Annotated in this window: 23 protein-coding genes; 9 read left to right on the forward strand and 14 right to left on the reverse strand. The window is 67.7% G+C overall.

The window, feature by feature from the left end; all coding sequences use genetic code 11:
* Positions 1-33: 33 nt before the first annotated feature.
* The 6 genes from ACSQ3D_RS00835 to ACSQ3D_RS00860 all read left to right on the forward strand — a co-directional run bounded on the left by ACSQ3D_RS00835 (position 34) and on the right by ACSQ3D_RS00860 (position 6,033).
* Entirely contained in the window at positions 34-828 is a 795-nt protein-coding gene (locus ACSQ3D_RS00835; RefSeq protein ID WP_436125599.1) for an ABC transporter permease, read from the forward strand.
* A gap of 15 nt (positions 829-843) precedes the next feature.
* Complete coding sequence (locus ACSQ3D_RS00840) at positions 844-1,170, forward strand: (2Fe-2S)-binding protein (protein ID WP_436125600.1); 327 nt, start codon at positions 844-846, stop codon at positions 1,168-1,170.
* Positions 1,167-2,573, forward strand: a complete 1,407-nt coding sequence (locus tag ACSQ3D_RS00845; protein ID WP_436125601.1) for an FAD-dependent oxidoreductase — start codon at positions 1,167-1,169, stop codon at positions 2,571-2,573. The genes ACSQ3D_RS00840 and ACSQ3D_RS00845 overlap by 4 nt, the downstream gene beginning before the upstream one ends.
* Positions 2,570-3,748, forward strand: coding sequence for an NAD(P)/FAD-dependent oxidoreductase (locus ACSQ3D_RS00850; RefSeq protein WP_436125602.1), 1,179 nt, complete (start codon positions 2,570-2,572; stop codon positions 3,746-3,748). Before ACSQ3D_RS00845 ends, ACSQ3D_RS00850 begins: the two co-directional genes overlap by 4 nt.
* Before the next feature lie 43 nt (positions 3,749-3,791).
* Positions 3,792-4,862: an ABC transporter substrate-binding protein gene (locus ACSQ3D_RS00855; protein ID WP_436125603.1), complete on the forward strand. Its 1,071-nt coding sequence runs from the start codon at positions 3,792-3,794 to the stop codon at positions 4,860-4,862.
* A 181-nt stretch (positions 4,863-5,043) separates the two neighbouring features.
* Positions 5,044-6,033, forward strand: a complete 990-nt coding sequence (locus ACSQ3D_RS00860; protein ID WP_436125604.1) for a c-type cytochrome — start codon at positions 5,044-5,046, stop codon at positions 6,031-6,033.
* A gap of 306 nt (positions 6,034-6,339) precedes the next feature.
* Here ACSQ3D_RS00860 and ACSQ3D_RS00865 read toward each other — a convergent pair whose 3' ends face one another.
* The 5 genes from ACSQ3D_RS00865 to ACSQ3D_RS00885 all read right to left on the reverse strand — a co-directional run bounded on the left by ACSQ3D_RS00865 (position 6,340) and on the right by ACSQ3D_RS00885 (position 10,137).
* Positions 6,340-7,101 carry a cupredoxin domain-containing protein gene (locus ACSQ3D_RS00865; protein ID WP_436125605.1) on the reverse strand — a complete coding sequence of 254 codons (762 nt, stop codon included), beginning with the start codon at positions 7,099-7,101 and terminating at the stop codon, positions 6,340-6,342.
* A gap of 6 nt (positions 7,102-7,107) precedes the next feature.
* A complete protein-coding gene (locus ACSQ3D_RS00870) occupies positions 7,108-7,584 on the reverse strand; it encodes a group I truncated hemoglobin (RefSeq protein ID WP_056421095.1) in 477 nt (158 codons plus the stop codon).
* A 31-nt stretch (positions 7,585-7,615) separates the two neighbouring features.
* On the reverse strand, positions 7,616-8,548 hold the full coding sequence (locus ACSQ3D_RS00875; protein WP_056420755.1) for a DUF3034 family protein: 933 nt from the start codon (positions 8,546-8,548) through the stop codon (positions 7,616-7,618).
* Between the two features lie 205 nt (positions 8,549-8,753).
* Positions 8,754-9,545, reverse strand: a complete 792-nt coding sequence (locus tag ACSQ3D_RS00880; protein WP_436125606.1) for an anti-sigma factor — start codon at positions 9,543-9,545, stop codon at positions 8,754-8,756.
* Positions 9,546-9,561: 16 nt separating this feature from the next.
* A complete protein-coding gene (locus tag ACSQ3D_RS00885) occupies positions 9,562-10,137 on the reverse strand; it encodes an RNA polymerase sigma factor (protein WP_396502893.1) in 576 nt (191 codons plus the stop codon).
* 191 nt (positions 10,138-10,328) lie between these two features.
* Here ACSQ3D_RS00885 and ACSQ3D_RS00890 point away from each other — a divergent pair, with 191 nt between their 5' ends.
* Entirely contained in the window at positions 10,329-10,739 is a 411-nt protein-coding gene (locus tag ACSQ3D_RS00890) for a c-type cytochrome (protein ID WP_436125607.1), read from the forward strand.
* 19 nt (positions 10,740-10,758) lie between these two features.
* Here the strand turns inward: ACSQ3D_RS00890 and ACSQ3D_RS00895 are convergent, their stop codons facing one another.
* The 6 genes from ACSQ3D_RS00895 to ACSQ3D_RS00920 all read right to left on the reverse strand — a co-directional run bounded on the left by ACSQ3D_RS00895 (position 10,759) and on the right by ACSQ3D_RS00920 (position 17,008).
* On the reverse strand, positions 10,759-11,709 hold the full coding sequence (locus ACSQ3D_RS00895; protein ID WP_436125608.1) for an EamA/RhaT family transporter: 951 nt from the start codon (positions 11,707-11,709) through the stop codon (positions 10,759-10,761).
* Positions 11,710-11,831: 122 nt separating this feature from the next.
* Complete coding sequence (locus ACSQ3D_RS00900; protein ID WP_396502896.1) at positions 11,832-12,824, reverse strand: Bug family tripartite tricarboxylate transporter substrate binding protein; 993 nt, start codon at positions 12,822-12,824, stop codon at positions 11,832-11,834.
* Positions 12,825-12,900: 76 nt separating this feature from the next.
* Positions 12,901-13,767: an SDR family NAD(P)-dependent oxidoreductase gene (locus ACSQ3D_RS00905; RefSeq protein WP_436125609.1), complete on the reverse strand. Its 867-nt coding sequence runs from the start codon at positions 13,765-13,767 to the stop codon at positions 12,901-12,903.
* 45 nt (positions 13,768-13,812) lie between these two features.
* On the reverse strand, positions 13,813-14,637 hold the full coding sequence (locus ACSQ3D_RS00910; RefSeq protein WP_436125610.1) for a hypothetical protein: 825 nt from the start codon (positions 14,635-14,637) through the stop codon (positions 13,813-13,815).
* Complete coding sequence (locus tag ACSQ3D_RS00915; RefSeq protein ID WP_436125611.1) at positions 14,634-15,449, reverse strand: citryl-CoA lyase; 816 nt, start codon at positions 15,447-15,449, stop codon at positions 14,634-14,636. Before ACSQ3D_RS00915 ends, ACSQ3D_RS00910 begins: the two co-directional genes overlap by 4 nt.
* Positions 15,446-17,008, reverse strand: a complete 1,563-nt coding sequence (locus tag ACSQ3D_RS00920) for a class I adenylate-forming enzyme family protein (RefSeq protein WP_436125612.1) — start codon at positions 17,006-17,008, stop codon at positions 15,446-15,448. The genes ACSQ3D_RS00915 and ACSQ3D_RS00920 overlap by 4 nt, the downstream gene beginning before the upstream one ends.
* 142 nt (positions 17,009-17,150) lie before the next feature.
* On the opposite strand from ACSQ3D_RS00920, the gene ACSQ3D_RS00925 reads away from it, so the two are divergent.
* A complete protein-coding gene (locus tag ACSQ3D_RS00925) occupies positions 17,151-17,894 on the forward strand; it encodes an IclR family transcriptional regulator (RefSeq protein ID WP_056420737.1) in 744 nt (247 codons plus the stop codon).
* 89 nt (positions 17,895-17,983) lie between these two features.
* Here the strand turns inward: ACSQ3D_RS00925 and ACSQ3D_RS00930 are convergent, their stop codons facing one another.
* Positions 17,984-18,553 (reverse strand): TetR/AcrR family transcriptional regulator, encoded by a 570-nt coding sequence (locus ACSQ3D_RS00930; protein WP_436125613.1) that lies wholly within the window; start codon positions 18,551-18,553, stop codon positions 17,984-17,986.
* Positions 18,554-18,637: 84 nt separating this feature from the next.
* Here ACSQ3D_RS00930 and ACSQ3D_RS00935 point away from each other — a divergent pair, with 84 nt between their 5' ends.
* Positions 18,638-19,105, forward strand: a complete 468-nt coding sequence (locus ACSQ3D_RS00935; RefSeq protein WP_436125614.1) for a DUF1348 family protein — start codon at positions 18,638-18,640, stop codon at positions 19,103-19,105.
* A 102-nt stretch (positions 19,106-19,207) separates the two neighbouring features.
* Here the strand turns inward: ACSQ3D_RS00935 and ACSQ3D_RS00940 are convergent, their stop codons facing one another.
* Both ACSQ3D_RS00940 and ACSQ3D_RS00945 read right to left on the reverse strand, forming a co-directional pair.
* Positions 19,208-20,416, reverse strand: coding sequence for an MFS transporter (locus tag ACSQ3D_RS00940; RefSeq protein ID WP_436125615.1), 1,209 nt, complete (start codon positions 20,414-20,416; stop codon positions 19,208-19,210).
* A 257-nt stretch (positions 20,417-20,673) separates the two neighbouring features.
* Entirely contained in the window at positions 20,674-22,335 is a 1,662-nt protein-coding gene (locus ACSQ3D_RS00945; RefSeq protein WP_235504109.1) for a carboxylesterase/lipase family protein, read from the reverse strand.
* Positions 22,336-22,511: the final 176 nt, after the last annotated feature.

Genomic DNA, 22,511 nt, shown 5'->3' on the forward strand with positions numbered 1-22,511 from the left:
TCCCTTGGGGCGGCCCGGCGGGAGTCCTGATCCATGCACAAGAACGGCCCCATCGCCCTCGCGTTCAACGCGCTCGTCATCGCCTTCATGCTGGCCCCGCTGCTGGTGGTGTGCATCGTCGCCTTCACGCCGCACAACACGCTGACGCTGCCCACCACCGAGTTCTCGCTGCGCTGGTTCAAGGCGGTGTTCGACCACCCGGACTTCATGCAGTCGTTCTGGAACAGCCTGTGGCTGGCGCTGGCGTCGGCCACGCTGGCGACAGTGCTGGCAGTGCCCGCGGGCATTGCGATCACACGCTACGACTTCCCTGGGCGCGGCCTTCTCAATGGGCTGTTTTTGTCGCCGCTGATCATCCCGCACCTGGTGCTGGGCGTGGCCCTGCTGCGCCTGTTCGCGCTGATCGGCGGCACGGGCAGCTTTGGCTGGCTGGTGGTGGCGCACGCGCTCATCGTGACGCCGTACACGCTGCGCCTGGTGGTGGCGGCACTCGTGGGGTTCGACCGCAGCGCAGAGCACGCAGCCCTGTCGCTGGGCGCCAGCCAGGCCACGGTGTTCACGCGCATCACGCTGCCCATGATTCTGCCGGGAGTGACGGGCGGGTGGATGCTGGCCTTCATCAACAGCTTCGACGAAGTGACCATGTCGATCTTCGTCACCTCGCCCAGCACGGTGACGCTGCCGGTGCGCATGTACATGTATGCCACCGAGTCCATCGACCCGCTGATGGCGGCCGTGTCCGCACTGATGGTGGCGGTGACCGCCTTTGCCATGGTGCTGCTGGACCGCGTGTATGGCCTGGACCGCGTGCTGGTAGGACGGAAGTAGATGAGCGCGACTGCAATGACTGTGAATACCGCCTTGCTGCACCGCGTGGCAGAAACCTCGCGCCGCGCCGTGCCCTTCACGCTGGACGGGCGCCCCACCACGGCGCTGGAAGGCGACACCGTGCTGACGGCCATCCTCACCCAGCGCGCACAGTTGCGCCGCAATGAGTTCAGCCACGAGCCGCGTGCAGGCTTTTGCCTCATGGGCGCCTGCCAGGACTGCTGGGTGACGACCGACAGCGGCGAGCGCCTGCGCGCCTGCAGCACCTTCATCACCCCCGGCATGGCGCTGCGCACAGAAGCTGCCGACGCGGCCACCTTTGCCAGCGGGGGCCAGCCATGACGACGGCGCCTGCCTTGCAACCCGTGATCGTGGGCGCAGGCCCGGCCGGCATCCGCGCCGCGCAGACGCTGGCGGCCCACGGCGTGCGGCCGGTGCTGATCGACGAAGCCGCGCGCGGCGGCGGGCAGATCTACCGCCGCCCGCCTGCGCACTTCCAGCGCACCCCCGCCACGCTGTACGGCACCGAGGCCGCGCGTGCCACCGCACTGCACGGCACGCTGGACGGCCTGCACGCACAGATCGACTACCAGCCCGACAGCCTGGTGTGGAACGCGCAGGGCGGCCTGCTGGACGTGTTGCACGGCCCCACGCAGACCACGCGCACCGTGCCCTACGGCCAGCTCATCGTGGCCAGCGGCGCCACCGACCGCGTGCTGCCCCTGCCGGGCTGGACGCTGCCGGGGGTCTACACGCTGGGCGGCGCGCAGGTGGCGCTCAAGTTCCAGGGCTGTGCCATCGGCAGCCGGGTGGTGCTGATGGGCACGGGCCCGCTGCTGTACCTGGTGGCCTACCAGTACGCCAAGGCTGGCGCCATGGTGGCTGCGGTGCTCGACACCGCGCGCTTGGCCGACCAGCTGGCCGCCGTGCCCGCCATGCTCACGCAGCCTGCGGTGTTTGCCAAAGGCGTGTACTACGTGGGCTGGCTGCGCGCGCACGGCGTGCCCATCCACAGCGGCATCCGCCCGGTGCGCGTGCTGGGCGACGGCCGCGTGGCGGGCGTGGTGTGGGCCGATGGCGCCGGGCGCGAACACACGCTGGACTGCGATGCCGTGGGCTTTGGCTACGCGCTGCGCTCCGAAACACAACTGGCCGACCTGCTGGGCTGCCGCTTTGCCTGGGCACCGATGCACCGCGCCCACCTGCCCGAGCGCGATGCCGCAGGCCGCAGCAGCGTGCAGGGCGTGTACCTGGCGGGCGACGGCGCGGGCATCCTGGGTGCCGACGCGGCCGAGTGGGCCGGCGAGCTGGCCGCGCTGGCACTGCTGCAGGACCACGGGACGGCCGTGGATGCGGCGCGCATGCAGGCGCTGCAGGGGCAGCTCCACCGCCTGGTGCGGTTTCGCCACGGGCTGGAGCGTGCGTTTCCCTTCCCCACCGACTGGGCCGCGCACGCGCCCGACGCGCTGGTGGTGTGCCGCTGCGAGAACATCACGGCCGGCGATCTGCGCGCCTGCGTGCGCGAGACCGGTGCCGATGAAATGAACCGCCTGAAGGCGCTCACCCGCGTGGGCATGGGCCGCTGCCAGGGCCGCAGCTGTGGCGTGGCAGCGGCCGAGATCCTGGCGCAGGCCACCGGCCAGCCCGTGGAGCGGGTGGGCCGGCTGCGCGGGCAGGCGCCGATCAAACCGGTACCGATCCACCTGCAGGCACGGCAGGCCACGGACGCGGGAGCCAGCGCATGAGCAGCAGCACGCCTCGAACCATCAAGACCGACGTCGCCATCGTGGGCGGCGGCATCGTGGGTGCATCGGCCGCGCTGGCCCTGCGCCGCCAGGGCGTGGACGTGGTGCTGCTGGAGCGCGACCTGTGCGGCTCGCGCTCAAGCGGCGTGAACTACGGCGGCGTGCGCCGCCAGGGGCGGCCGTTGAGCCAGCTGCCGCTGGCGCAGCGCGCGCACGAGATCTGGGCACGCTTGCCCGCGCTCATCGGCACCGATGGCGAGTACGCGCGCACCGGGCACTTCAAGATCGCGCGCAGCGACGTCGACATGGCCGCGCTGGAGCACTACGCCGACCTGAGCCGGGACTTCGATCTGGGCATCGAGCTGATCAGCGGCGAGCGCCTGCGCAGCGAATGTCCGTGGCTGGGCGGCAAGGCGGTGGGCGGGTCGCTGTGCGTGGACGACGGGCAGGCCAACCCGCGCCTGGTGTCGCCCGCGTTCGCGCTGGCCGCACAGCGGGCGGGTGCGCAGATCTTCGAGCGGTCGCCGCTCACGCACATCGAACATGACGGCCGGCAGTTGTTCACGCTGCATTCGGGTCCAGCGTTGCAGGTACAGGCGCCGGTGGTGCTCAACTGCGCGGGCGCCTGGGCCGGTGCCATGGCAGAGCAATTCGGCGAAGCAGTGCCGCTGCGCTCCGGCCACCCCGCGATGATGGTGACCGAGCCCCTGCCCTACTTCATGCAATGGAGCCTGGGCGTGGAAGGCGGCGGCATCTACTGCCGCCAGGTGGCGCGCGGCAACCTGGTGCTGGGCGGCGGGTCGGGCTTCTGGCTCGACGGCGACCGCGCGCGCTCGGAGCGCAGCGCCATTGCGTCGCTCACCGTGCAGGCGGTCGAACTGCTGCCTGCGCTGAAGCACGCGCACTTCATCCGCACCTGGAGCGGCACCGAAGGCTACCTGCCCGACCGCCAGCCCGTGCTGTGCAAGAGCCGCACCACGCCCGGCCTGATCCACGGCTTTGGCTTTGCGGGCGCGGGCTTTCAGATCGGCCCTGCCGTGGGCGAAGTGCTGGCCGAACTGGCGCGCGACGGGCACACCAGCACACCGATCGACGCGTTTTCTCTGGCGCGATTCGACGAACCACCGACGCCTGTCGGTAACGCCACCCCGATAACCACAGTGCCGGCCCATTGAGCCGCCGATCCTTCACCCCCTTACCCACCGAAAGGCAATCACCATGAACTTCGCTTTCCGCACGAACGTCTCCCCGCGCCGTGGCCTGCTGGCTGCGGCGGCTGCCATCGCCCTGGCGGCCGCCGGTCCAGCCGCCGCACAAACCAAGACGCTGTACATCGGCATGAACGGCGGAACGATGGAGAAGGCGTACACCCAGTACGTGTTCCCGGCGTTCGAGAAGCTCCATGGGGTGAAGGTCGTGGTGGTGCCCGGCACGTCGTCGGACATCCTGGCCAAGGCGCAGGCCAACAAGGACCGGCCACAGATGCACGTGATGTTCCTCGATGACGGCATCATGGTGCGCGCCATGGGCATGGGCCTGTGCGAGAAGCAGCGCCCCAACCCGCACCTGAACGACATCTACCCGGCCGCCCGCTTCAAGGACGACCTGGCCAGCGGCGTGAGCCTGGGCATGACCGGCATCGCCTACAACACCAAGATGTTCACCGAAAAGGGCTGGGCTGCGCCGACCTCGTGGATGGACTTTGCGGACCCCAAGTACAAGGGCAAGGTGGTGTTCCAGTCCATGCCGTCGTCGTCGTTCGGGCTGCACGGCTTTTTGATGTTCAACCGCATCCAGGGCGGCAACGACAAGAACGTGGAGCCAGGCTTCAACAACTGGGCCAAGACCATCGGCCCCAACGTGCTCGAGTACATCCCGAGCTCCGCCAAGATATCCGAGATGGTGCAGACAGGTGAAGCCGCGATGTTCCCGCTCACGCCCACGGCGGTCGCTGCGCTCAAGGCCAAGGGCATCCCGGTGGAGTACGCGCAGCCCAAGGAAGGCTCGGTGGTGCTCATGACCGGCCAGTGCGTGATCGCCAAGAACAGCGAGCCCGAGCTGGCGCAAAAGCTGGCCGAGTTTCTGCTGAGCCCCCTGGCGCAGGCCAACGTGCTGCAGTTCGGCGCGCAGATCCCCACCAACCCCAAGGCACCGGCCGTGGGCGAGGGCGCGGCGCAGGTGGCACAGATCAGCCAGTGGATGAAGAACGCCGTGACGCTGGACTGGGACAGCGTGAACGCGAACCGCCCCGCCTGGAACACGCGCTGGAACAAGACCATCGAGCGTTGAGCGATGCACGCTGGACCGGCTGGGGCGCCGCTCCACGCGGCCGGGCTGTTTGTGACAAATGTCACCGGCCCTGCCACACCCTGCGAAAGCAGGGTGCCCCAAACCGCTTCTTCGACTTCAGAATCCGCCGCCTGAACACGGAATTCATTCGAAGTCGAAGTCAAAGGAGAGGGGCCCCACCATGAAACGCTGGATCCAATGGACCGCAGGCAGCGCACTGCTGCTGGGCGTGATTGTTGCCGCCACCGCAGCCACCGGCCTGTACCTGGCAGAGCAGCGGCGCAACCGCTACATCGACATCAAGCCCCGCCCCGCGGCCTACACCACCGATGCGCAGACCATCGAACGCGGCCGCTACCTGTATGCATCGCGCGGCTGCACCGACTGCCATGGCGCGCAAGGAGCGGGCCGCGAGTTCGTGAACGACGGCAAGGGCACGCGCATCGTCGGACCCAACATCACGGCGGCAGGCGTGGTGGGCCGCTACCAGCCCGAGGACTGGAACAGCGTGATCCGCCACGGCGTCAAGCCCAACGGCCGGCCCGTGATGGTGATGCCCAGCGAAGACTACAACCGCTTCACCAACGACGACCTGAACGCGCTGGTTTCGTACGTGCGCCAGTTGCCGTCCCAGGAAGGCACGGCTGAGGCCGTGGTAGACCTGCCCAGCCCCGCCTGGGTGCTGTACGGCCTGGGCGTGATCCCCGACGCGGCTGCGCGCATCGACCACCAACTGGCGCCGTCACGCCCCGTGCCGGCCGGCGTGACGCTGGCCAACGGCCAGTACGTGGCCAACATGTGCATCGGCTGCCACGGTGCCACGCTGGAAGGCGGCAAGATCCCGGGCGGCCCGCCCGACTGGCCTGCGGCCGCGGACATCCGCCCCAACGCCCAGCACGCCGACAGCGCCATGGCGCGCTACCCCAATGCCGCCAGCTTCGTGGCGATGCTGCGCACCGGCAAGCGGCCTGACGGCACGCCCATCCGGGTGATGCCGTTCGAATCGCTGGGGCAGCTGAGCGACACGGATGCGCAGGCCCTGTATCTGTACCTCAACGCACCGGCCGGCAGTGTGCAACAGGGCCGCGTGAGTGTCCCGGCGCTGGGCGGTGACACGAGCAGCGCCCACACCGTGCCGTCGACACCGATGGGGCTCAGGCTGCCGGGATGAAGCGCGCAAGGAGTCAGTGGCGCAGACTGAACTGCCCGCCCCGCCCGGCGCTCCGAAAACGATGCGTTCACACGACCGGCCTCTCGGGCAACGACCCTTTCCGATAAACACCCGCTCGGGTAATCAACCTTTCGGGCAACCATTCGCTCGGACCACAAGCCGTTCGGGCTGAGCTGTCGAAGCCCTGCGATGCGCTTCGACAGGCTCAGCGTGAACGGTGTGGGTGGTGCAATGAAGTGCAGGCCGGGCCCAAGGGCGAGAGCGAGGGCGAAGGCGCGCTTGAACGCCCTGCCCTGCGACGACCGGTCAGCTCCCGGAATGCGCATGCCCACCATGCGCAGGCGCCAGGCTGTACGACCCCGCCGGGCCACCCGGCGTGTTGGAAGGCGTGGCTGGCGTGGCGGCCGGTGCGCGGCGCACGCGGGGCACCACGCTCAGTTGCACGGTGTCCAGCACCGGGCCGGGCACCACGTTCAGCGCTTTGCGCGGCAGGTCCACCAGTTGTTCGGCATGCCACACGCGCACCTGGGCGCCGCCGTCCGGCACGGCCGGGAAGCGTGCGATGCCGTCGTTGTCGGTCTTGAGTGTCCAGGCCGAATCGGTCACGAACACATGGCCGCGCATGGAGCCGTGCAGGTGGCAGCCCAGCAGCACTACGCCGGGCGCGTCCAGTTTCACGTCGGCAAAGTTGGCGGGCTTGCCGTCGGCCTTGCCGGCCAGGCGCAGTTCGAAGTTGCTGCTGGCGGATGCAGCAGCAGCACCCGCCGCTGCCGCGCCCGTGGGGTTGCCCCGCACGTGGTGGTCCCACCGGTCCTGGTTGGTAAAGCGCACCGTGGCACCCGCGGGCACCACCGTCACGGCGGGCACGAAGCGCATCTTTTCCTGCTCGATGGTGGGGCTGGCCTGCAGCAGGCTGGGCTGCGCGCCTGTAGCGGCCCCGGGGTAGACCACCACCACGGCGTCGGGCACGGGCTTGCCGTCGCGGTCCAGCACCTGGATCTGGACATTTCCGGCGCTGACGCTCGTCCACACAGCGCAAGCAGCTATCAAAACAATAGTGTTTTTCATGGCGATTCAGCGGATGGTGATCACGTCGCGGTGCATGGGCGCGAGCAGGGCCAGCAGGCGGTTTTGCTGGACGAAGGGTATGCCCTGGGCATCCATGGCGCTTTGCAGCACCTCCACCAGGGCGTTGAAGTGGCCCTTGTTGATGTCCATGTCGGCATGGGCCGATTTCATGTCGGCGCCTTCATATTTGCAAGGCCCGCCGCTGAGCTGGCAGATCTGGTCGGTCAGGCTGTCCTTGAGCGCCTGGGGCTTCACATCCTTGAAGTGCCCGCCGATGCGCGGGTCCTTCACGACCCGGTTCACGAAGTCGTCCATCAGGCGGGTGATGCCGGGCTTTTCGCCCAGCGCCTGGTACAGGCCTGCGGGTGCTGCCGTTGCGGCCATGGTGGCGTTGGGCGCAGGTGCGGCCTGCGCCAGCGCGGCAGGGGCGCCCATGCAGGCCATCGCGGCCAGGCCCAAGGCGAGGAGGGGGTGTTTGTTCATCATGGGGGACTCCGGTGCGTCACTCAGTACGTCAGAACGCGACTTGGGCCGACAGGTAATAGCCTGTCTGGCGGCGGTTGTTGGTGATGCCCGGCACGATGCGCCCCAGGTCCACGTAGGCAAGCGTGAGCGACACGTTCTTGGTCGGCGCCCAGGCGATGAAGATGTCCTTCCAGTCGTCCTCGCGCAGCGCGGCGCCCAGGCCGGCGGCGGCGCCCAGCGCCTGCAGGTTGTTGGGCTTGAAGCGGTACTCGGCGCCCACGGCCAGGTTTTTGCTCAACAAATAGGCGATGGAGAACTCGGGCTGCAGACTGCGGCTGTTCTTGCCCGGTGCGGCCGAGCCGAAGCCCAGCAGGCCGTTCTGGTTCGCGTTGGTGTAGCGCAGCGTGCCGTTGACGAGCAGGCTTTGCGCGAGCAGCAGTTTGGTGGCGCTCACATACACATCGGTGCCACTGGTCCTGGTGCCCAGAAAGTCCAGCACCGACCCGATGGAGCCCGGGTGCGTGCGCTTGTGCTCCAGGCCCACCGCGATTTGCGGCATGAGGCTGTCGGCATCCAGAATGGCGTCGCCCGCCACCTTCACCTTGATGCCGACCACGTCCATCTTGATGTGCTGGCCGGGCGTGACGCCGAAGGGCGCGATGCCGTTGAGCGCCAGCGCGGGCGAGGCATCGAAATCCTGCCGGGCCAGCGACAGCTCCACCCGGTCATGCAGGCCGACGGCCACGCCGTAGCCGTTGAGGCTGTAGTCCTGCGTGGCCGCCCGCGTGACGTAGCCGCTGTAGCCGACCTCGCCCGCCGTGGCGTTGGTGCCGATCACGGCCCAGGGCGTGAGCCCGCCGCCGGCCGACCCGCCTATGGTGCTGACACCGCCTGTCAGCAAGAGCTTGCCGGTGTCCGCCTGCGCGAGGCCGGCGCCCAGGGCCAGCGCGGCCAGCAGGATGCAGTGGAGCCTGTGTTTCATCGTGATCTCCCAACGGTTGGAATGCTTGTAAGTGGATGTTGCACCCAACTTACGGACCGCGGAACACGCTGGATTCAAAAACGACAGAAATTTTTGCGGGCCACTGAGGAAAGTCGAAACGCTGAGTGGCCTGGTCCGCAGGCGCCATGGCGCCCGCGCATCCCACCCTCGTGGAACGCGAAGGGCGCGATTAACGCGACGAACGCTACAGCGTGCGCTGGATCAGCTCGCCCTTGAACAGCACCGGCCCGGTGGGCCCCGTGGCGCTGGGTACGCCACCCTTGGGCTCCAGGCTGATGGCCAGCGCCGGCACCTGTCGGACGTCGGATTCGCCCGCCACCAGCTTGAGCAGCTTTTCCTGCCCCAGCACTCCGAGCGACCGCGGCCCGCCCGAGGGCGGCAGCGCCCACAGCTGCAGCGACTTGTCGGCGCCTTCCTGGAAGCCGCCCACGCGCTGCAGCACCAGCTGGTTGTTCTTGGGGTCGAAGGTGACCAGCATCGATGCAGCCGCCTTGTCGTCCGCCAGCACGGCCACGTACTGGATCTGCGGGGTGGCCTGCAGTTGCTGCTGCAGCGTGGCGATCTGCTGGCCCGACGTGGCCTTGAGCGCGCCGTGCACCTGCACGCCGACGGCCACCGCCGCCACCGTGGCCAGCGCACCTGCGGCGGCCGCGCCGCGCCACACCAGCAGGCTGTGCCACCAACTGCTGGCGGACGCTGGCGCCGGGGCTGCATGGGCGGCCTGCATGGCCTGCGCGGCCTTGTCCGCCTCGACCAGGTTGTGGATGCGGGTCCAGACGTGCGAAGACGGCTGGGCCAGCTCCTGCAGCTCGGTCAGGCCGGACCACCGGCTTTGCCACACCAGCGCAGCGGCCCGCACGGGGGCCTGGTCACGGGCCAGGGTTTCGAACCGGCGGCGCGCGCCGCCGCGCAGCGTGCCCAGTGCGTAGCTGGCCGCCAGCCGGTCGAGCAGTTCAGGGTGTCGGGAGATATTCATGGCGAGTCCTCCTGGCTCAGGCATACCGCGCCATGCAGGCGCGCAACTGCTCCAGCCCGCGCCGGATCCAGGTCTTGACGGTGCCCAAAGGCAGTTTGAGCTGATCGGCGAGGTCGCCGTGGCTCAGGTCGCGCAGGTAGGCCAGGCTGACCACCTCACGCTGCTTGTTGTCGAGCTTGCCCAGGCACTGGTGCAGCGCAAAGGCCTGCTCGCTGGCGTCGGTCGCGTCCATGGGGTTGGTGCTGTCGCCCTCCAGCGTGTCGGCCAGGGCGTCGTCCAGCTCGTTCATCAGGTCGGCTCGGTCGCTGCTGCGCTTGCGCAGGGCGTCGAGCGCCCGGCTGCGCACGATGAGCCCCATCCACGCCATCGGCGGGCTGAGCGACGCGCGGTAGTTGCCGGCAGACCGCCAGATGGTCAGGAAGGACTCCTGCAGTACGTCCTCGGCCGCATCGCGGTTGCGCACCACGCGCATCGCCAGGCCAAAAAGCCGGGACGAGGTGCTCTCGTACAGGCTTTTGAGCGCGGTGTCGTCCTGCGCGGCGATGCGGTCTAGGAGGTTCATCAGGTCACTGTCGGTGTACAGGGTGCTCATGCGCCCATTCTCTGGGATTGGTCGATCTTCTCGATGCAAAGGCATCCTCTGTAGGTGAATACGCCACAGCCAGCGCTCTGGATTCAGCAATCCGACACCCTGCGCGAGATAAAACCCGCCAGTCCTGCGGGGTCGGTGAATCCAGACCGCCACACCGCGCGTACTGAAGGGGAAGCCACCCACCACACCCGATGATCTCTACATTTCCAGGCCGCACGCCTGTCAGTGCGCACACACTCTGGGCCCCCTGGCTGCTGGCCGTCCTGTTTGCCGCCGGTGGCAGCCCGGCGCTGGCCCAGTCGGTAGAACGCGGTCGCGCCGTGTATGCCGCGCACTGCGCCACCTGCCACAGCATCGACACCCACCAGGACGGCCCCGCACACCGCGGCGTGGTGGGGCGACGCGCCGGTGCGCTCAAGGACTTCGACTATTCGCCGGCACTGCGCAACAGCCGGATCCTGTGGACGCGCGCCACGCTGAAAGCCTGGCTCACGGACCCGGAGGCGCTGATCCCCGGCCAGGGCATGGACTACAGCCTGGACAGCGAGCGCGACCGGGAAGACGTGGTGGCGTACCTGGCCACCCTGAAGCGCCTGCCTTGACGCTGACGGTGAAGCCCGCCTACCACTGCGCGCAGATGCCCACCAGCCCGGCCAGCACCAGCGCCAGCCCGGCGCCTTCGGTGGGGGTGAGGCTTTCCCGGAACACGCGGCGCGACACCAGGTAGCTGAACAGCACCTCCACCAGCCCCAGCGTGCGCACGTCCGACGCGGGCCGCATGGCATAGGCCGTGAACCAGGCAATGGAAGCCACAGCACCCATCGACCCCGCCACCACCGACATGCGCCAGGCCCGCGCAATGGCGCCGGCCACCCCGGGCTGCCGCGCCAGCAGCCAGCCGCCCAGCACCACCGACTGCAGCAGTTGCGCCCAGAACACGCCCCAGGCGCCCGCCACCCACGGCGCCACGCCGGCGTTGGCGTCGGCCAGCGCCAGCGATGCACCGCGAAACCCCACGCTCGCCAGCGCAAAGCACGCGCCCGATGCCAGCCCGTACACCACCAGTCGGCCGCTGCCCTGCCCTGCCGTGGCCGAAGACCCGGCGCGCAGCGCCCGCCAACCGCCCGGCGGAAGCGACAGCAGCACCACGCCGACAGTGGCCGCAGCCATGGCGCCCAGCGCGAGCGGCCCGGGCAGCTCGTGCAGCAGCACGGCCGAGAACAGCGCCACCTGCAGTACCTCGGTCTTGGAATACGCCACGGCGAGCACGAAGTTGCGCTCCTTCATGGCCAAGAGCAGGAACGCCGTGGCCCCCACCTGGGTGAGCGCGCCCATGGCGAGCCACGCGGCATACACCCCGTTGAACTGTGGAATGCCGCCCGCGCCCCAGAAGGTCAGCCCCGCCACCCAGGCCGTGGCCAGCGGCAGGCCGTACAGAAAGCGCACCAGCGTGGCAGCCAGCGTGCCCAGCTCGGCCGTGAGCGAGCGCTGGGCCGCGTTGCGTGCGGTCTGTGCCAATGCGGCCCACAGCGTGAGCGGTATCCACGCCCAGGCAATCCAGGAAAGAGTCATGCAAGGGTTATAGCGGGCCCCTGGCGCGCCGCCCGACGCCAATGGGCAGTGCGGCCATGCAGGGGCGCGAGGGCTCGGCGCGCCACGCCGCCAGCGAGCCGGTCCGTCAAAGCGTGAGCAGCTCAGTCGGCCGTGATGTGGCTGGTCTCGGCCACCTTCTTCCACTTCACGATGTCGTCGGCAATGATCTTGGTGAAGGCTGCGGGCGTGTCCTCGACCGTGATCGCACCGGCCGCGGCGAACTTGTCCTGGACGGCCTGCGTGCGCAGCGCACGCACGATGCCGCCATGCAGCTTCTCCAGCACATCGGCCGGCAAGCCGGCAGGGGCCAGCACGCCGTTCCAGAAGCCTTCGTTGGCGCTCTTGAGGCCCAGCTCGGCGAACGTGGGCACGTCGGGCAGCTCCTTCAGGCGCTGGGGCGTGGCCAGGGCCATGGGCACCAGGTTGCCCGACTTGATGTGCGGCATCGAAGACGCCAGGGTGTCGTAGATCATCTCGACCTGGCCGCCGATCACGTCGTTCAGCGCCGGGCCCGTGCCGCGGTACGGCACATGCACCACGCGCAGGCCGCTGAGCGACTTGTAATATTCCATGGCCATGTGGGTGGCGCCGCCATTGCCCGACGATGCATACGAGAACTTGCCCGGCGACTGCCCCACCAGCTTGGCGAACTCCGCATAGTTCTTGGCCGGAAAGCTCTTGTTGATGGCCAGCACCCCCGGCACCGACAGGATGCGCGTAATGGGCGTGAAGCTCTTGAGCGCATCGAAGCTCAGGTTTTTGTACACCGCCGAATTCGTGCCGTTGGTGCTGGTGGTGCCCAGCAGCAGCGTGTACCCGTCGGCCTTCGCCTCGGCCACAAAGCGCGCACCCACCGAGCCGCCCGCACCGGCCTTGTTCTCCACGATCACCGGCTGGCCCAGCTCCTTGGACAGCGCATCGGCCAGCACCCGGCCGCTGATGTCCGACGTGCCGCCCGGTGGGAAGGGCACCACCAGCTTGATCGGCTTGTCTGGGAAGGCGCCCTGCGCGGCGGCGGGCAGCACGGCTGCGGCCCCCAGCAGTGCCAGTGCGACGCCAGCGGCGGTGCGGCGGTTCATTCGTTGCGTGTTCATGGGTGTTGTCTCCTGCGATTGTTGGAATGAAAGGATCGATGAATCCTGGAACCTGAAACTGAAACCTGGGCGGCCTTTACTTGCCCGTGCAGGCCTTGCCGCCATCCACCGGAATGCACACGCCCGTCACGTAGCGCGCCTCGTCGCTCGCCAGAAACAGCGCCGTGTAGGCCACGTCCCAGGCCTGGCCCATGCGACCCATGGGGCTGGCGGCATTGCGGGTGCGCAGCATGTCTTCGGTGCTGGCGAACTGGCCGGCGATCTGCTGGTGGATGAGCGGCGTGTCGATGACGCCCGGCAGCACCGCATTGGCGCGGATGCCCTGCGCCGCGTACTGCACGGCCAGCGCACGCGTCAGGTGGTTGAGCCCCGCCTTGGCCGCGTAGTACGGTGTGTACGGGTAGCTGTTGATCTGCTGCGAGGCCAGCGACGAGATGTTGACGATGGCGCCACGCCCCCGGGCCAGCATCACCGGCACCACGTGCTTGCAGGTGAGGAACACGCCCGTGAGGTTGGTGTCGATCACCTGCTGCCACGTAGCTTCGTCCATGTCGACCACGCTGCCCATGCGCGTGATGCCCACGTTGTTGTGCAGGATGTCGATGGCGCCGTAGCGTGCATGCACGCGCCGCACCACGTCGGCCACGGCGGCGGAGTCCGTCACGTCGGCCGCATAGGCCTCGGTGTCGAAGCCTTCGGCGTACAGCTGCGCACGGGTTTCCTCGGCCGCCTCGCGGCGGATGTCCACCACCGCCACGCGCGCGCCCTCACGGGCATAGACCATGGCCGCGGCCTTGCCGTTGCCCCAGCCGGGGCCGGACGAGCCGCCACCGAACACCAGCGCCACCTTGCCCGCCACACGGCCCCGGCCCGGCAGCGCATCGAGCGGCGGAAAGTACGCGGCCGACGTTGCCGGGCTGCTTGCATGTGCTGTGGTCGCCATGGATGAATGTCTCTTTCTTTGTGGGTGGGTGCCGGGTCTTCAGGCTCAGTGCACGGCCGCCATGAGTTCGGCCCAGTCGCGTGCGCCCTGCCCTTCGCGCGCCCCCAGGGCGTAGGCCGCCTGGTTCACGCGGCTGATCACGCCGGTCTCCCATGCGGACCGCGCGTCGCCAATGCGGGCACTGCTGGCAGCCACCGTGGCAGCGGGTATGGACCGGGCATCGAGCGCCGGCAGGCGCGAGACGCCGGCCCCATCGCAGCCGATGCCCGCGTCGTTGTAGAGCGCAGCGAACACCGGCAGCTTGATGGCGGTCTCGAACCGCCCGCCCAGCAGGCCGCCGTGCGATGCGGTGATCACCACCGACTCCGCGTCTTCTTCGGCCACGAGCGAGGCCGAGTCGATGAGCACCACGGTGCGGTGCCCGTGTGTTCCCGGCAGCACCCTGCGCGACTCACCGGGCGATGGACCGGGGTCGACGGCGCCGAGCTGTGCCGCCGCCATGCAACGCGCGGCCTCCATGGCGGGCATGCCCACGCGCACGCCCAGCGCCACCGCCCGTGTATTGGCGAACGAGATCAACCCGCGCGCCGCGCAGTCGGCCCCGTCGCCGATGCGTGCGGACCGGTGGTGGATGGCCGCGCAGGGCACGCCCAGGCTGTCCGCGTAGTGCAGCCCCGCGATGCCTGCGCGCTCCAGGCCCACACCCGCGTCGCACACCACCAGGCCTGCCACCCCCTCGGTCAGGGCCAGGTGCACCGCAAACACGCCGCCGTGCGATGCGGCCACCGCCACGTGGCCGCGCACGCCGGGCCCCATGCGGGTGACCGAGTCGCAGACCAGTACGTCGTGGGCCAGGGTGCCGCCGCTCATTCGCCGCTCCGGTCCTTGTTGTGGCCTTCGCCCGTGCCGCGGTACGGCACCTCGTGGTCCACCAGGTCCCACACGAAGCGGGCGGACGGCACGCGCTGCTCTTCAGCGATGTGCGCCACCAGCCCCGCCGCACGCGAGATGACGGCAAAGCCGCGCATCAGCGCCGGGGGCACACCGAGCTCGCCCAGCAGTGTACCTACCGCGCCCGTGGCGTTGATGGTGATGTGCTTGCCAAACGCGGCATCCACCTCGCACGAGAGCACCTCGATGGCGCGCAGGTAGTGCCCCTCGAAGCGCGGGTGCTCGCGGCCGATGGCCAGCAGCCTGGCGGCACGTGGGTCGTCGGGCTTGTGCATGTGCTGGCCGAAGCCGGGGATGGGCTTGCGCTCCGTGCGGTAGCGCTGCACCGCGGCGCGCGCCGCGGCCTCCACACCTTCGGGCGCATCGAGTATCTGGCGCAGCAAGATGGCCGAATTTTCCACCGTGCCCACGAACTGGCTGCCCACGGCCAGGAGGCCTGCGGCCACGCCGCTCTGGATGTTCTCGGGCGAGCTCATGTAGACCATGCGCGTGGCGATGGCGCTGGGCGTGAGGCCGTGCTCCATGATGGCGATGAGCGCTGCGTCGAGCACACGCAGGTCGTCGGCGTCAGCCCGCCGGTTCAAGATCTGCGAGAACAGCACATCGGTGAAGCCGCGCTGCCCCAGCACATCGTCGGCCAGGTTGTCGCCCCGGTAATGGATCGACGTCTGCGAATGCGTGCACAGCTCGGTGTACGGGCGGTCGGTGGGTTTGTTGCTGCTTTGGCTCATGCGGCCCTTTCCTGGCTGGCCTGGCGCACCAGGCGCGTGATGTCGGCCTTGAGCGTCACCTTGTGCACCTTGCCCGCCACGCTGCGCGGCAGGTCGGCGTAGAAGTGCACGGCCTTCGGTGTCTTGACGGACCCCAGGTGCTCCTTGGCAAACGCGATGATCTCCTGCGCGCTGACCTGTGCGCCGGGCTTGAGCTGCACCGCCGCATGCACGGCCTCGCCCCACTTGTCGTCCTCGATGCCGAACACGGCGGACTCGTGCACCGCCGGGTGCTGGTCCAGCACGCTTTCCACATCGATGGGGTAGACGTTGAATCCGCCGGTGATGACCACCTCGCGCAGCCGGTCCTTGAGGAACAGGTAGCCGCGCTCGTCCACATAGCCCCGGTCGCCGGTGTGCAGCCAGCCGTCGATGATGGTCTCGGCCGTCTTGTCGGGCGCCTTCCAGTAGCCGTTCATGATGAGGTCGCCGCGCACCACGATCTCGCCCGCCTCGCCCGTGGGCAGCAGCGCGCCCCCGGGGCTCATGATGGCCATGTCGGTCAGCAGGCCCTGGCGGCCCACGGAGCGCCAGTTGGCCTCGTCCGCGAAGTCTTCCGCCCGCATCACGCTGACCACCTGGGGCGCCTCGGTCTGGCCGTAGGTGGTCTCCAGCACAGGGCCGAAACAGTCGCGCACCACACGGATCTTTTCAGGCGGCATGGGCGCGCCGCCGTAGATCAGGTGCTTGAGGCGCGGCAGCTGCAGGCGCTCGCCATGCGCTTCTGCCACCAGCATGTACAGCAACGTGGGCGGCATGAAGGTGGTGGTGATGCCGTCTTCGCGAAAGCTGCGCAGCAGCTCGGCCGGCTTGTTGCTGCCCGGCAGCACCAGGCAGCCGCCCTGCGCCAGGATGGGCAGCAGGTAGGTGGAGGTACCGTGCGTGACCGGGGCCGAGATGAGGTAGCGGTCATCCGCATCGAAGCCGAACGCATAAATCTGGTTCACCAGCGTGGTTTCCCACGCGCGGTAAGGCTGCATCACGCCCTTGGGCACGCCCGTGGAGCCGCCGGTGAACTTGATGGCCTGCGCTTCGTCGCGCGAGCGGCCATGGGGCTGCGGCTGCTGACCGGTGTGCGCGGCAGCGGCCACGTCCAGCGTCGCATAGATGTCGCCGCGCTCGCCGACTTCACCGCCTTCGCCGCCTTGCCCCAGCGCGAGCACGGCCTTCACGCCCGCCAGGTCCAGCGTGCCCAGGTGGGCGGGTTCTGCCAGCACGATGCTCGGGTCGGTAAAGGCAATGATGCGGTTGAGCTCCGCCGCAGGGTTGCGCCAGTTGAGCGGCACCCACACCTTGCCCGCCGCCAGCACGGCCAGCAACGCCACGATGTGCTCCACCGTGTTGCCGGCGCAGATGCCCACGCGCGAGCCGGGCGTTGCATCCAGCTGCTGCAGTGCGCACGCTGCCGCATTCACACGTGCCGCCAGCTCGGTGTAATTCAGCGCTTGGCCGCCGCCGGTCAGCGCCGTGCGCTGGGGATACATCCGGGCGGCCCGGTGGAAGAAGTCGATGGGGTACATGCAGATATTCCGGGATACGGACTTATTTAAGCTTGCCACCAGCACAATCGGTAGCAAAATCAATGGAAATTATTGCCACCAATGCGGTGCAAGCAAAGGCCAAAAGTCCGCTATATGGATTAACCGTGAATTTGATGCTCCCATGACCACCGTACAAAGCCTGGACCGCGCCATCGAGCTGCTGCGCCTGATTTCTGCCGAACACAAGTCCGGCGCGCGCCTGTCCGCGCTGGTGGCCGCCAGCGGCCTGGCGCAACCCACCGTGCACCGCCTGCTCAAGCAACTGGTCGAAGGCGGCCTGGTGATGCAGGACGCCCAGCGCCGCTACCGCCTGGGCCACTTCGCGTACGAGCTGGGGCTGGTCGCCTCGACCCACTTCCACCTGCGCGACCAGTGCGCGCCGTACCTCGCGCGCATCAGCGCCGAGACGGGGGACACGGTGTTTCTGGTGGTGCGCAGCGGGGCCGATTCGTTTTGCCTGGACCGGCAGTCGGGCAGCTTTCCCATCCAGGTGCTGACCGTGGAAGTCGGCAAGCGCCGCCCGCTGGGCATTGGCGGCGGCGGGCTGGCGCTGCTGAGCTTCATGCCGCCGGACGAGTTGCCCGACGTGCTGGACCGCATAGAGCCGCACCTGCATGCCTACGGCGGCCTGACGCGGGAGACCCTGCTAGGGCTGATACAGACCGCGCGCGCGCAGGGCTACGCCAGCATCACCAACTACGCGGTGGCGGGCGTGACGAGCATTGGGGTGCCGATCCGCGACCGTGGAGGTGTCGTGATCGGTGCGATCAGCGTGAGTGCGATGACAGCCCGGATGCAGCCCCGGGAGGGGTTGGTGGTGCAGACGCTGCAGCGGGAGATTGCGGGGTTGCAGAAGGGGTTGTAGGGGAGGCGCTGTCGACGGCTTTGCAGCGGTTGTCGTCGTACACGGAGCCTTGCCGAAGCCAGGCCGAAGGCGCCGAGTGCTTTGTCGCCTTACCTGCGCAAGGTCCTTGAGACCACGGCTTGAAAGCTATCCATCACTTCATCCATCGGATGACCCATCTGGACATGGACGATAGCGCCGTCGATCACTAGCGATAGAGGCCGTCCCGCAGCCACAGCATCGCGCGCAAACAAGTCATCGAGCACGGACGCCATCTCTTGCTTGTGGCGACGGACAGTTTCAAGGATGGCGGGATCGGACGAGCCCAGTTCGGCCGCTGCATTGAGAAATGCACAACCCCGAAAGTCCGGCTGGCTGAACCAAGTTTCGAGGGTCGCTGCAAGCGCCTTCGCCGCTGGCACACCAGTGGCGGTGGCTTGCGCCAAGCTGGCTCGGAACCAGGAGATCCACTTTTCATGGCGATAGTCGAGGTAGGCGCGGATGAGGTCGTCCTTGCTTGGGTACTGCCGGTAAAAGGTGACTTTGCTGACCGAAGACCGCTCGATGATCTTGTCCACACCTGTCGCCCTGATGCCCTCACCGTAGAAGAGAGCATGGGCAGCGATCAGGATGCGCTCCCGCGGGGGCAATGGCTCCAGCGATTTTTCGGAAGTTGTCATGCCCACATTGTAGACAGATCGTTCTACATGCACTACATTGTGTATGTAGAACGATCTGTCTACATCACTTCAAGAGGTCAAACCATGGAAACTCGCCCTCCCCTTCCCCCGTTCTCGCTCGCAACCGCTGTCGAAAAAGTCCGCTTGGCCGAAGATGGGTGGAACACACGCGATGCGGCCAAGGTCGCTATGGCTTACACCCCCGACACGAAGTGGCGCAATCGGGCGGAGTTCGCCCACAGCCGAGCCGAGGCCCAGGCTTTCCTTGAGAGAAAGTGGAAAAAGGAGCTTGACTACAGGCTCATCAAAGAGCTGTGGCTGTATGGAGAAAACCGCATCGCAGTTCGGTATGCGTACGAGTGGCATGACGACGCTGGGAACTGGTTCCGTTCGTATGGGAACGAGAACTGGGAATTCGAGGCCAACGGCCTCATGCATCGACGTTTCGCGTGCATCAACGACATGCCTATCCAGGAATCGGAGCGCAAGTTCCATTGGCCTTTGGGTCGTCGGCCAGACGACCACCCTGGATTGTCTGACCTGGGTCTGTGAGGAAAGCCTGGGGCGGTGCCGACCGCAGCATGATCATGCCGTGGCACGAACAAGTGCTGGCGGTGCCCCTTGGAACAGCGATGCACAGAGCGCTGCAGGTGCTCAAGCCGGGCGCTGGCGGGCCACCCACCCAGCAAGCCCCAGGCCTACCACCGAAGCCACCCCGGTGACCACCCAGGTGAAATGCCAGCCGCCCGCCAGGCCCGCCACCCAGGCCACGAGCGGTGGCCCCACGAACTGGCCACAGGCCGAGCACTGCTGCACCCAACCCATCGTGGTGGACACGGTCCGCTCGCTGGGTGCCAGCCGTACCGCCAGGGCAAACAAGGTGGCGGGAATCATCCCGCCCACCGCCGAAAACGCCACCACCGCAGCGAACCGAAGGACCGCGCCGTCGCCCGCCAAGGGGCTGAAGGCCACCACCGTCGCCAATGCCGAGCCGCCGAAACCGATGGCCAACAGTTGGTGCGTGCGCCAACCCGCCCGCATCAAGCCGCCGGCCCCCAGGTTCCCCACGACATTGGCTGCGCAGGCCAGTGCGGTCAGCGCACCGGCAACCACGCCGCTGACGCCCGCCTGCATGTAGATGGAGGGCAGAAACCCGATGACAGCCAGCCACTGGCAGGAGTACATGCCAAACGCCACCGCCACCACCCAGGGGCCGGGACTGGCCAGCGTGAGCCGCAGCCGCCGCGCCAGGAGCACCACCGCGGGAGACGGCGGTTCGGTGCCCGGCTGCGCCACCGTGGCGCGCCGTGCATCCGAATCAACGGCCAGGGCCAGCCAGAGCCCGGCGCAGCCCGCCAGCACCCCCAGCAGACCCCACCAGGCCTGCCAACTCCACAGCCCCATGACCACCGGCCCCGCCAGAAGCGCCAGGGCAACGCCGGCAGGCATGTAGGCACCCCACAGCCCCATGAAGGCGGGCAGCCTGGCAGCGGGTACCAACTGCCGCATCAAGCTGGGCGCTGGAAGCACCACACACAGGAAACCCAAGCCCTCCAGCGCCCGCAACGCGAGCAGCTCAGCCGGATGGCGGGCCCACGCGCCCGCGAAGCTGGCGACACACAATACGGCCAGCCCCCACAGCATGCTGCGCCGCAGGCCAAGGCCATCAGCCAGCGCCCCGACCAGAACGCCCAGCAGCATGCCCGCCAGCTGTATAGCCGACAGCAGGAAGCCCGCCTCGACCAGCGAGACCCCCAACGCATCCCTCAACACGGCGATGGCCGGTGGGATCTTGCCGATGTGCACGGCGGCAGCGAGCCCGGCCAGAAAGACGGCGATGGGCGCGCGCAGGGGAAAGGACATCAACGATCGCATTTCTTCAAGGCCTGGATACGGAACGGGGCGGCGGACATGCAATCCGCCGCACGATAGCAGGCGGCCCCGCCGCCACGACCACCGCCGTCACCAGTGGGGCGCCTCATGGACCAGGCAGGCGCGGCCCTGCATGGCGCTTGCAGCCATCGCTGGCATGGGCGCGTCCCCTACGGACCGTGCCGCGCGATCGACCTGCCGGTCTTGCGGGGCGCCCAGGCTCCTGCCGCTTTGCCCGCCGGAGGGCTTCACGCCCTTTCTGATGATGGGTAGCCCAGAAGCGCATCCCACACACGCATCTGGGCGATCTTCGGCACCGTGCCGAACGCGATGGATGATGACGCCCCGGGTCCAATCAGCGCAGAGCTTGTGTTGCCGCTGCCGTAGCTTTGCCAGACGGTGCCATCCGCAAAAGTTGCCGTCCCGCTTTGGGCGAAGGTGGTCATCGCGCTCATCAGATGCCGGCTGAGCTGCTGTTCTGCAGCGCCCGATCCGACTTTTTGGCGGTAGTAGTCCAGCCCGTATGTGCCAAACAAGAACGGCAGCTCTGCGCAATGGGGAACACCCCGCCCCGGGGCCGGCAATTCATGCATGAAGGTTCCGTATCGCACATTGGCGCCCTGCTTCACGAGACTGTCGGCATAACGAACGCAGAAGTTGCGCAGGTTCCGGTCACCATTGATTTCAACCCACAGGTTGCCCGGCGCTGGTGAACGGCGATCAGCCAGGGCCTCAGACTGATAGCTGCCGATCACCTGAGAAGCACGACTGGCAGAGCCAGACAGTGGAGCAACGAGTGCCGTGAGCTCCTCCATCGAGGAAGGCAGTGGAGCGGTGAGCGAAGCCTGCGTCGCTGGATCGACCAGGTCCACAAAAAAGGACCCCTCGGTCAGCGTGTTCGTGATCAGCACCGGCACGCGCTGGGGCCATGCCACACGGGTCCAGTCGGCGAACACCGTCTTCCCATCCATCACGGGCGATGCCTTGACACCAAAGCCGGACCGAAAAGTAGAGGGCAGTGGTTGGGCGTTCAGTGCCAACTCGGCCGCATGCAACGTGGCCGCAGGGATGCCCAACAACCCCTTGGGTGTGGTCTTGAGGCTCGTGGCCAGCAGCTCTGTGTAGCTGGCCGCGTCCTGCAGGGTGAACCCCGCAGGCGCGGCGATGCCGGCAGAACTTAGCAAAACAGCTTTGTGCAGCCACTGGTTCCAGACCGGGTGCTGCGCGATCAATGCCGTGTTGACAGCGCCCGCTGATTGCCCCGCAAGGCACACATTGCCTGGGTCTCCGCCGAAGCGGGCAATGTTCTCGTGTACCCACCGCAACGCGGCTGCCTGATCCTGCAGGCCCCAGTTTGCAGCAAGTCCGGTTTCAGGATCCGTGAAATCTGGGTGGGCCAGGCTGGACATTGCACCCAAGCGGTAGTTGACGGTGACGACGACCAACCCCTGTTCGGCCAGTCTCTGCCCGTCCATCAGGGGCATGCTGGTCGCGCCCGTGCGCCACGCGCCGCCATGGAGCCAGACGACCACTGGCGCCTTGCCCATGCCGCGAGGCGCCCAAATATTGAGAGTGAGACAGTCTTCGCTTTGTGCTGTGGGCTGGGTGTAGATCCACGTCACATTGGCTGGCAAGGTCTGCAAGCTGGCAGGACCAAACGCGGTAGCCGGGGTCACCTGGGCCGTGACAGGCACATAGGGTCTGGGCGATTGAAATCGCAGCGCTCCAACCGGCGGCTGCGCGTAAGGGATACCCTTGTATATCGCAGTGCCGCCCGACACTGTTCCGCTGAACTTGCCTGACGTGGTGTCCACCACGGGGTTGTCGTCACCTCCGCCGCCACACCCTATCAATGAACCGGCAAGCGCCCCGGAGGAAACCTGCAGAAAGATCCTTCGCGTTGTCATCATGTCTCCTGGAATAGTTGGTCTGGATATCAGCTGCTGACAAACTTATGCTAGATAACCAATCTTGTGGTGGCGAGACCCAGCGGTAGAACGCCCTGTTGCGAAAACAGGCCCGCTGAAGAGGCGGTGCGCCACAGCAAACTATGGCAAGCTGAGACGTACACAGCGGGGGAGCTTGA

The sequence above is a fragment of the Acidovorax sp. LjRoot117 genome (assembly GCF_964252695.1).
Taxonomy (GTDB): Bacteria; Pseudomonadota; Gammaproteobacteria; order Burkholderiales; family Burkholderiaceae_C; genus Acidovorax.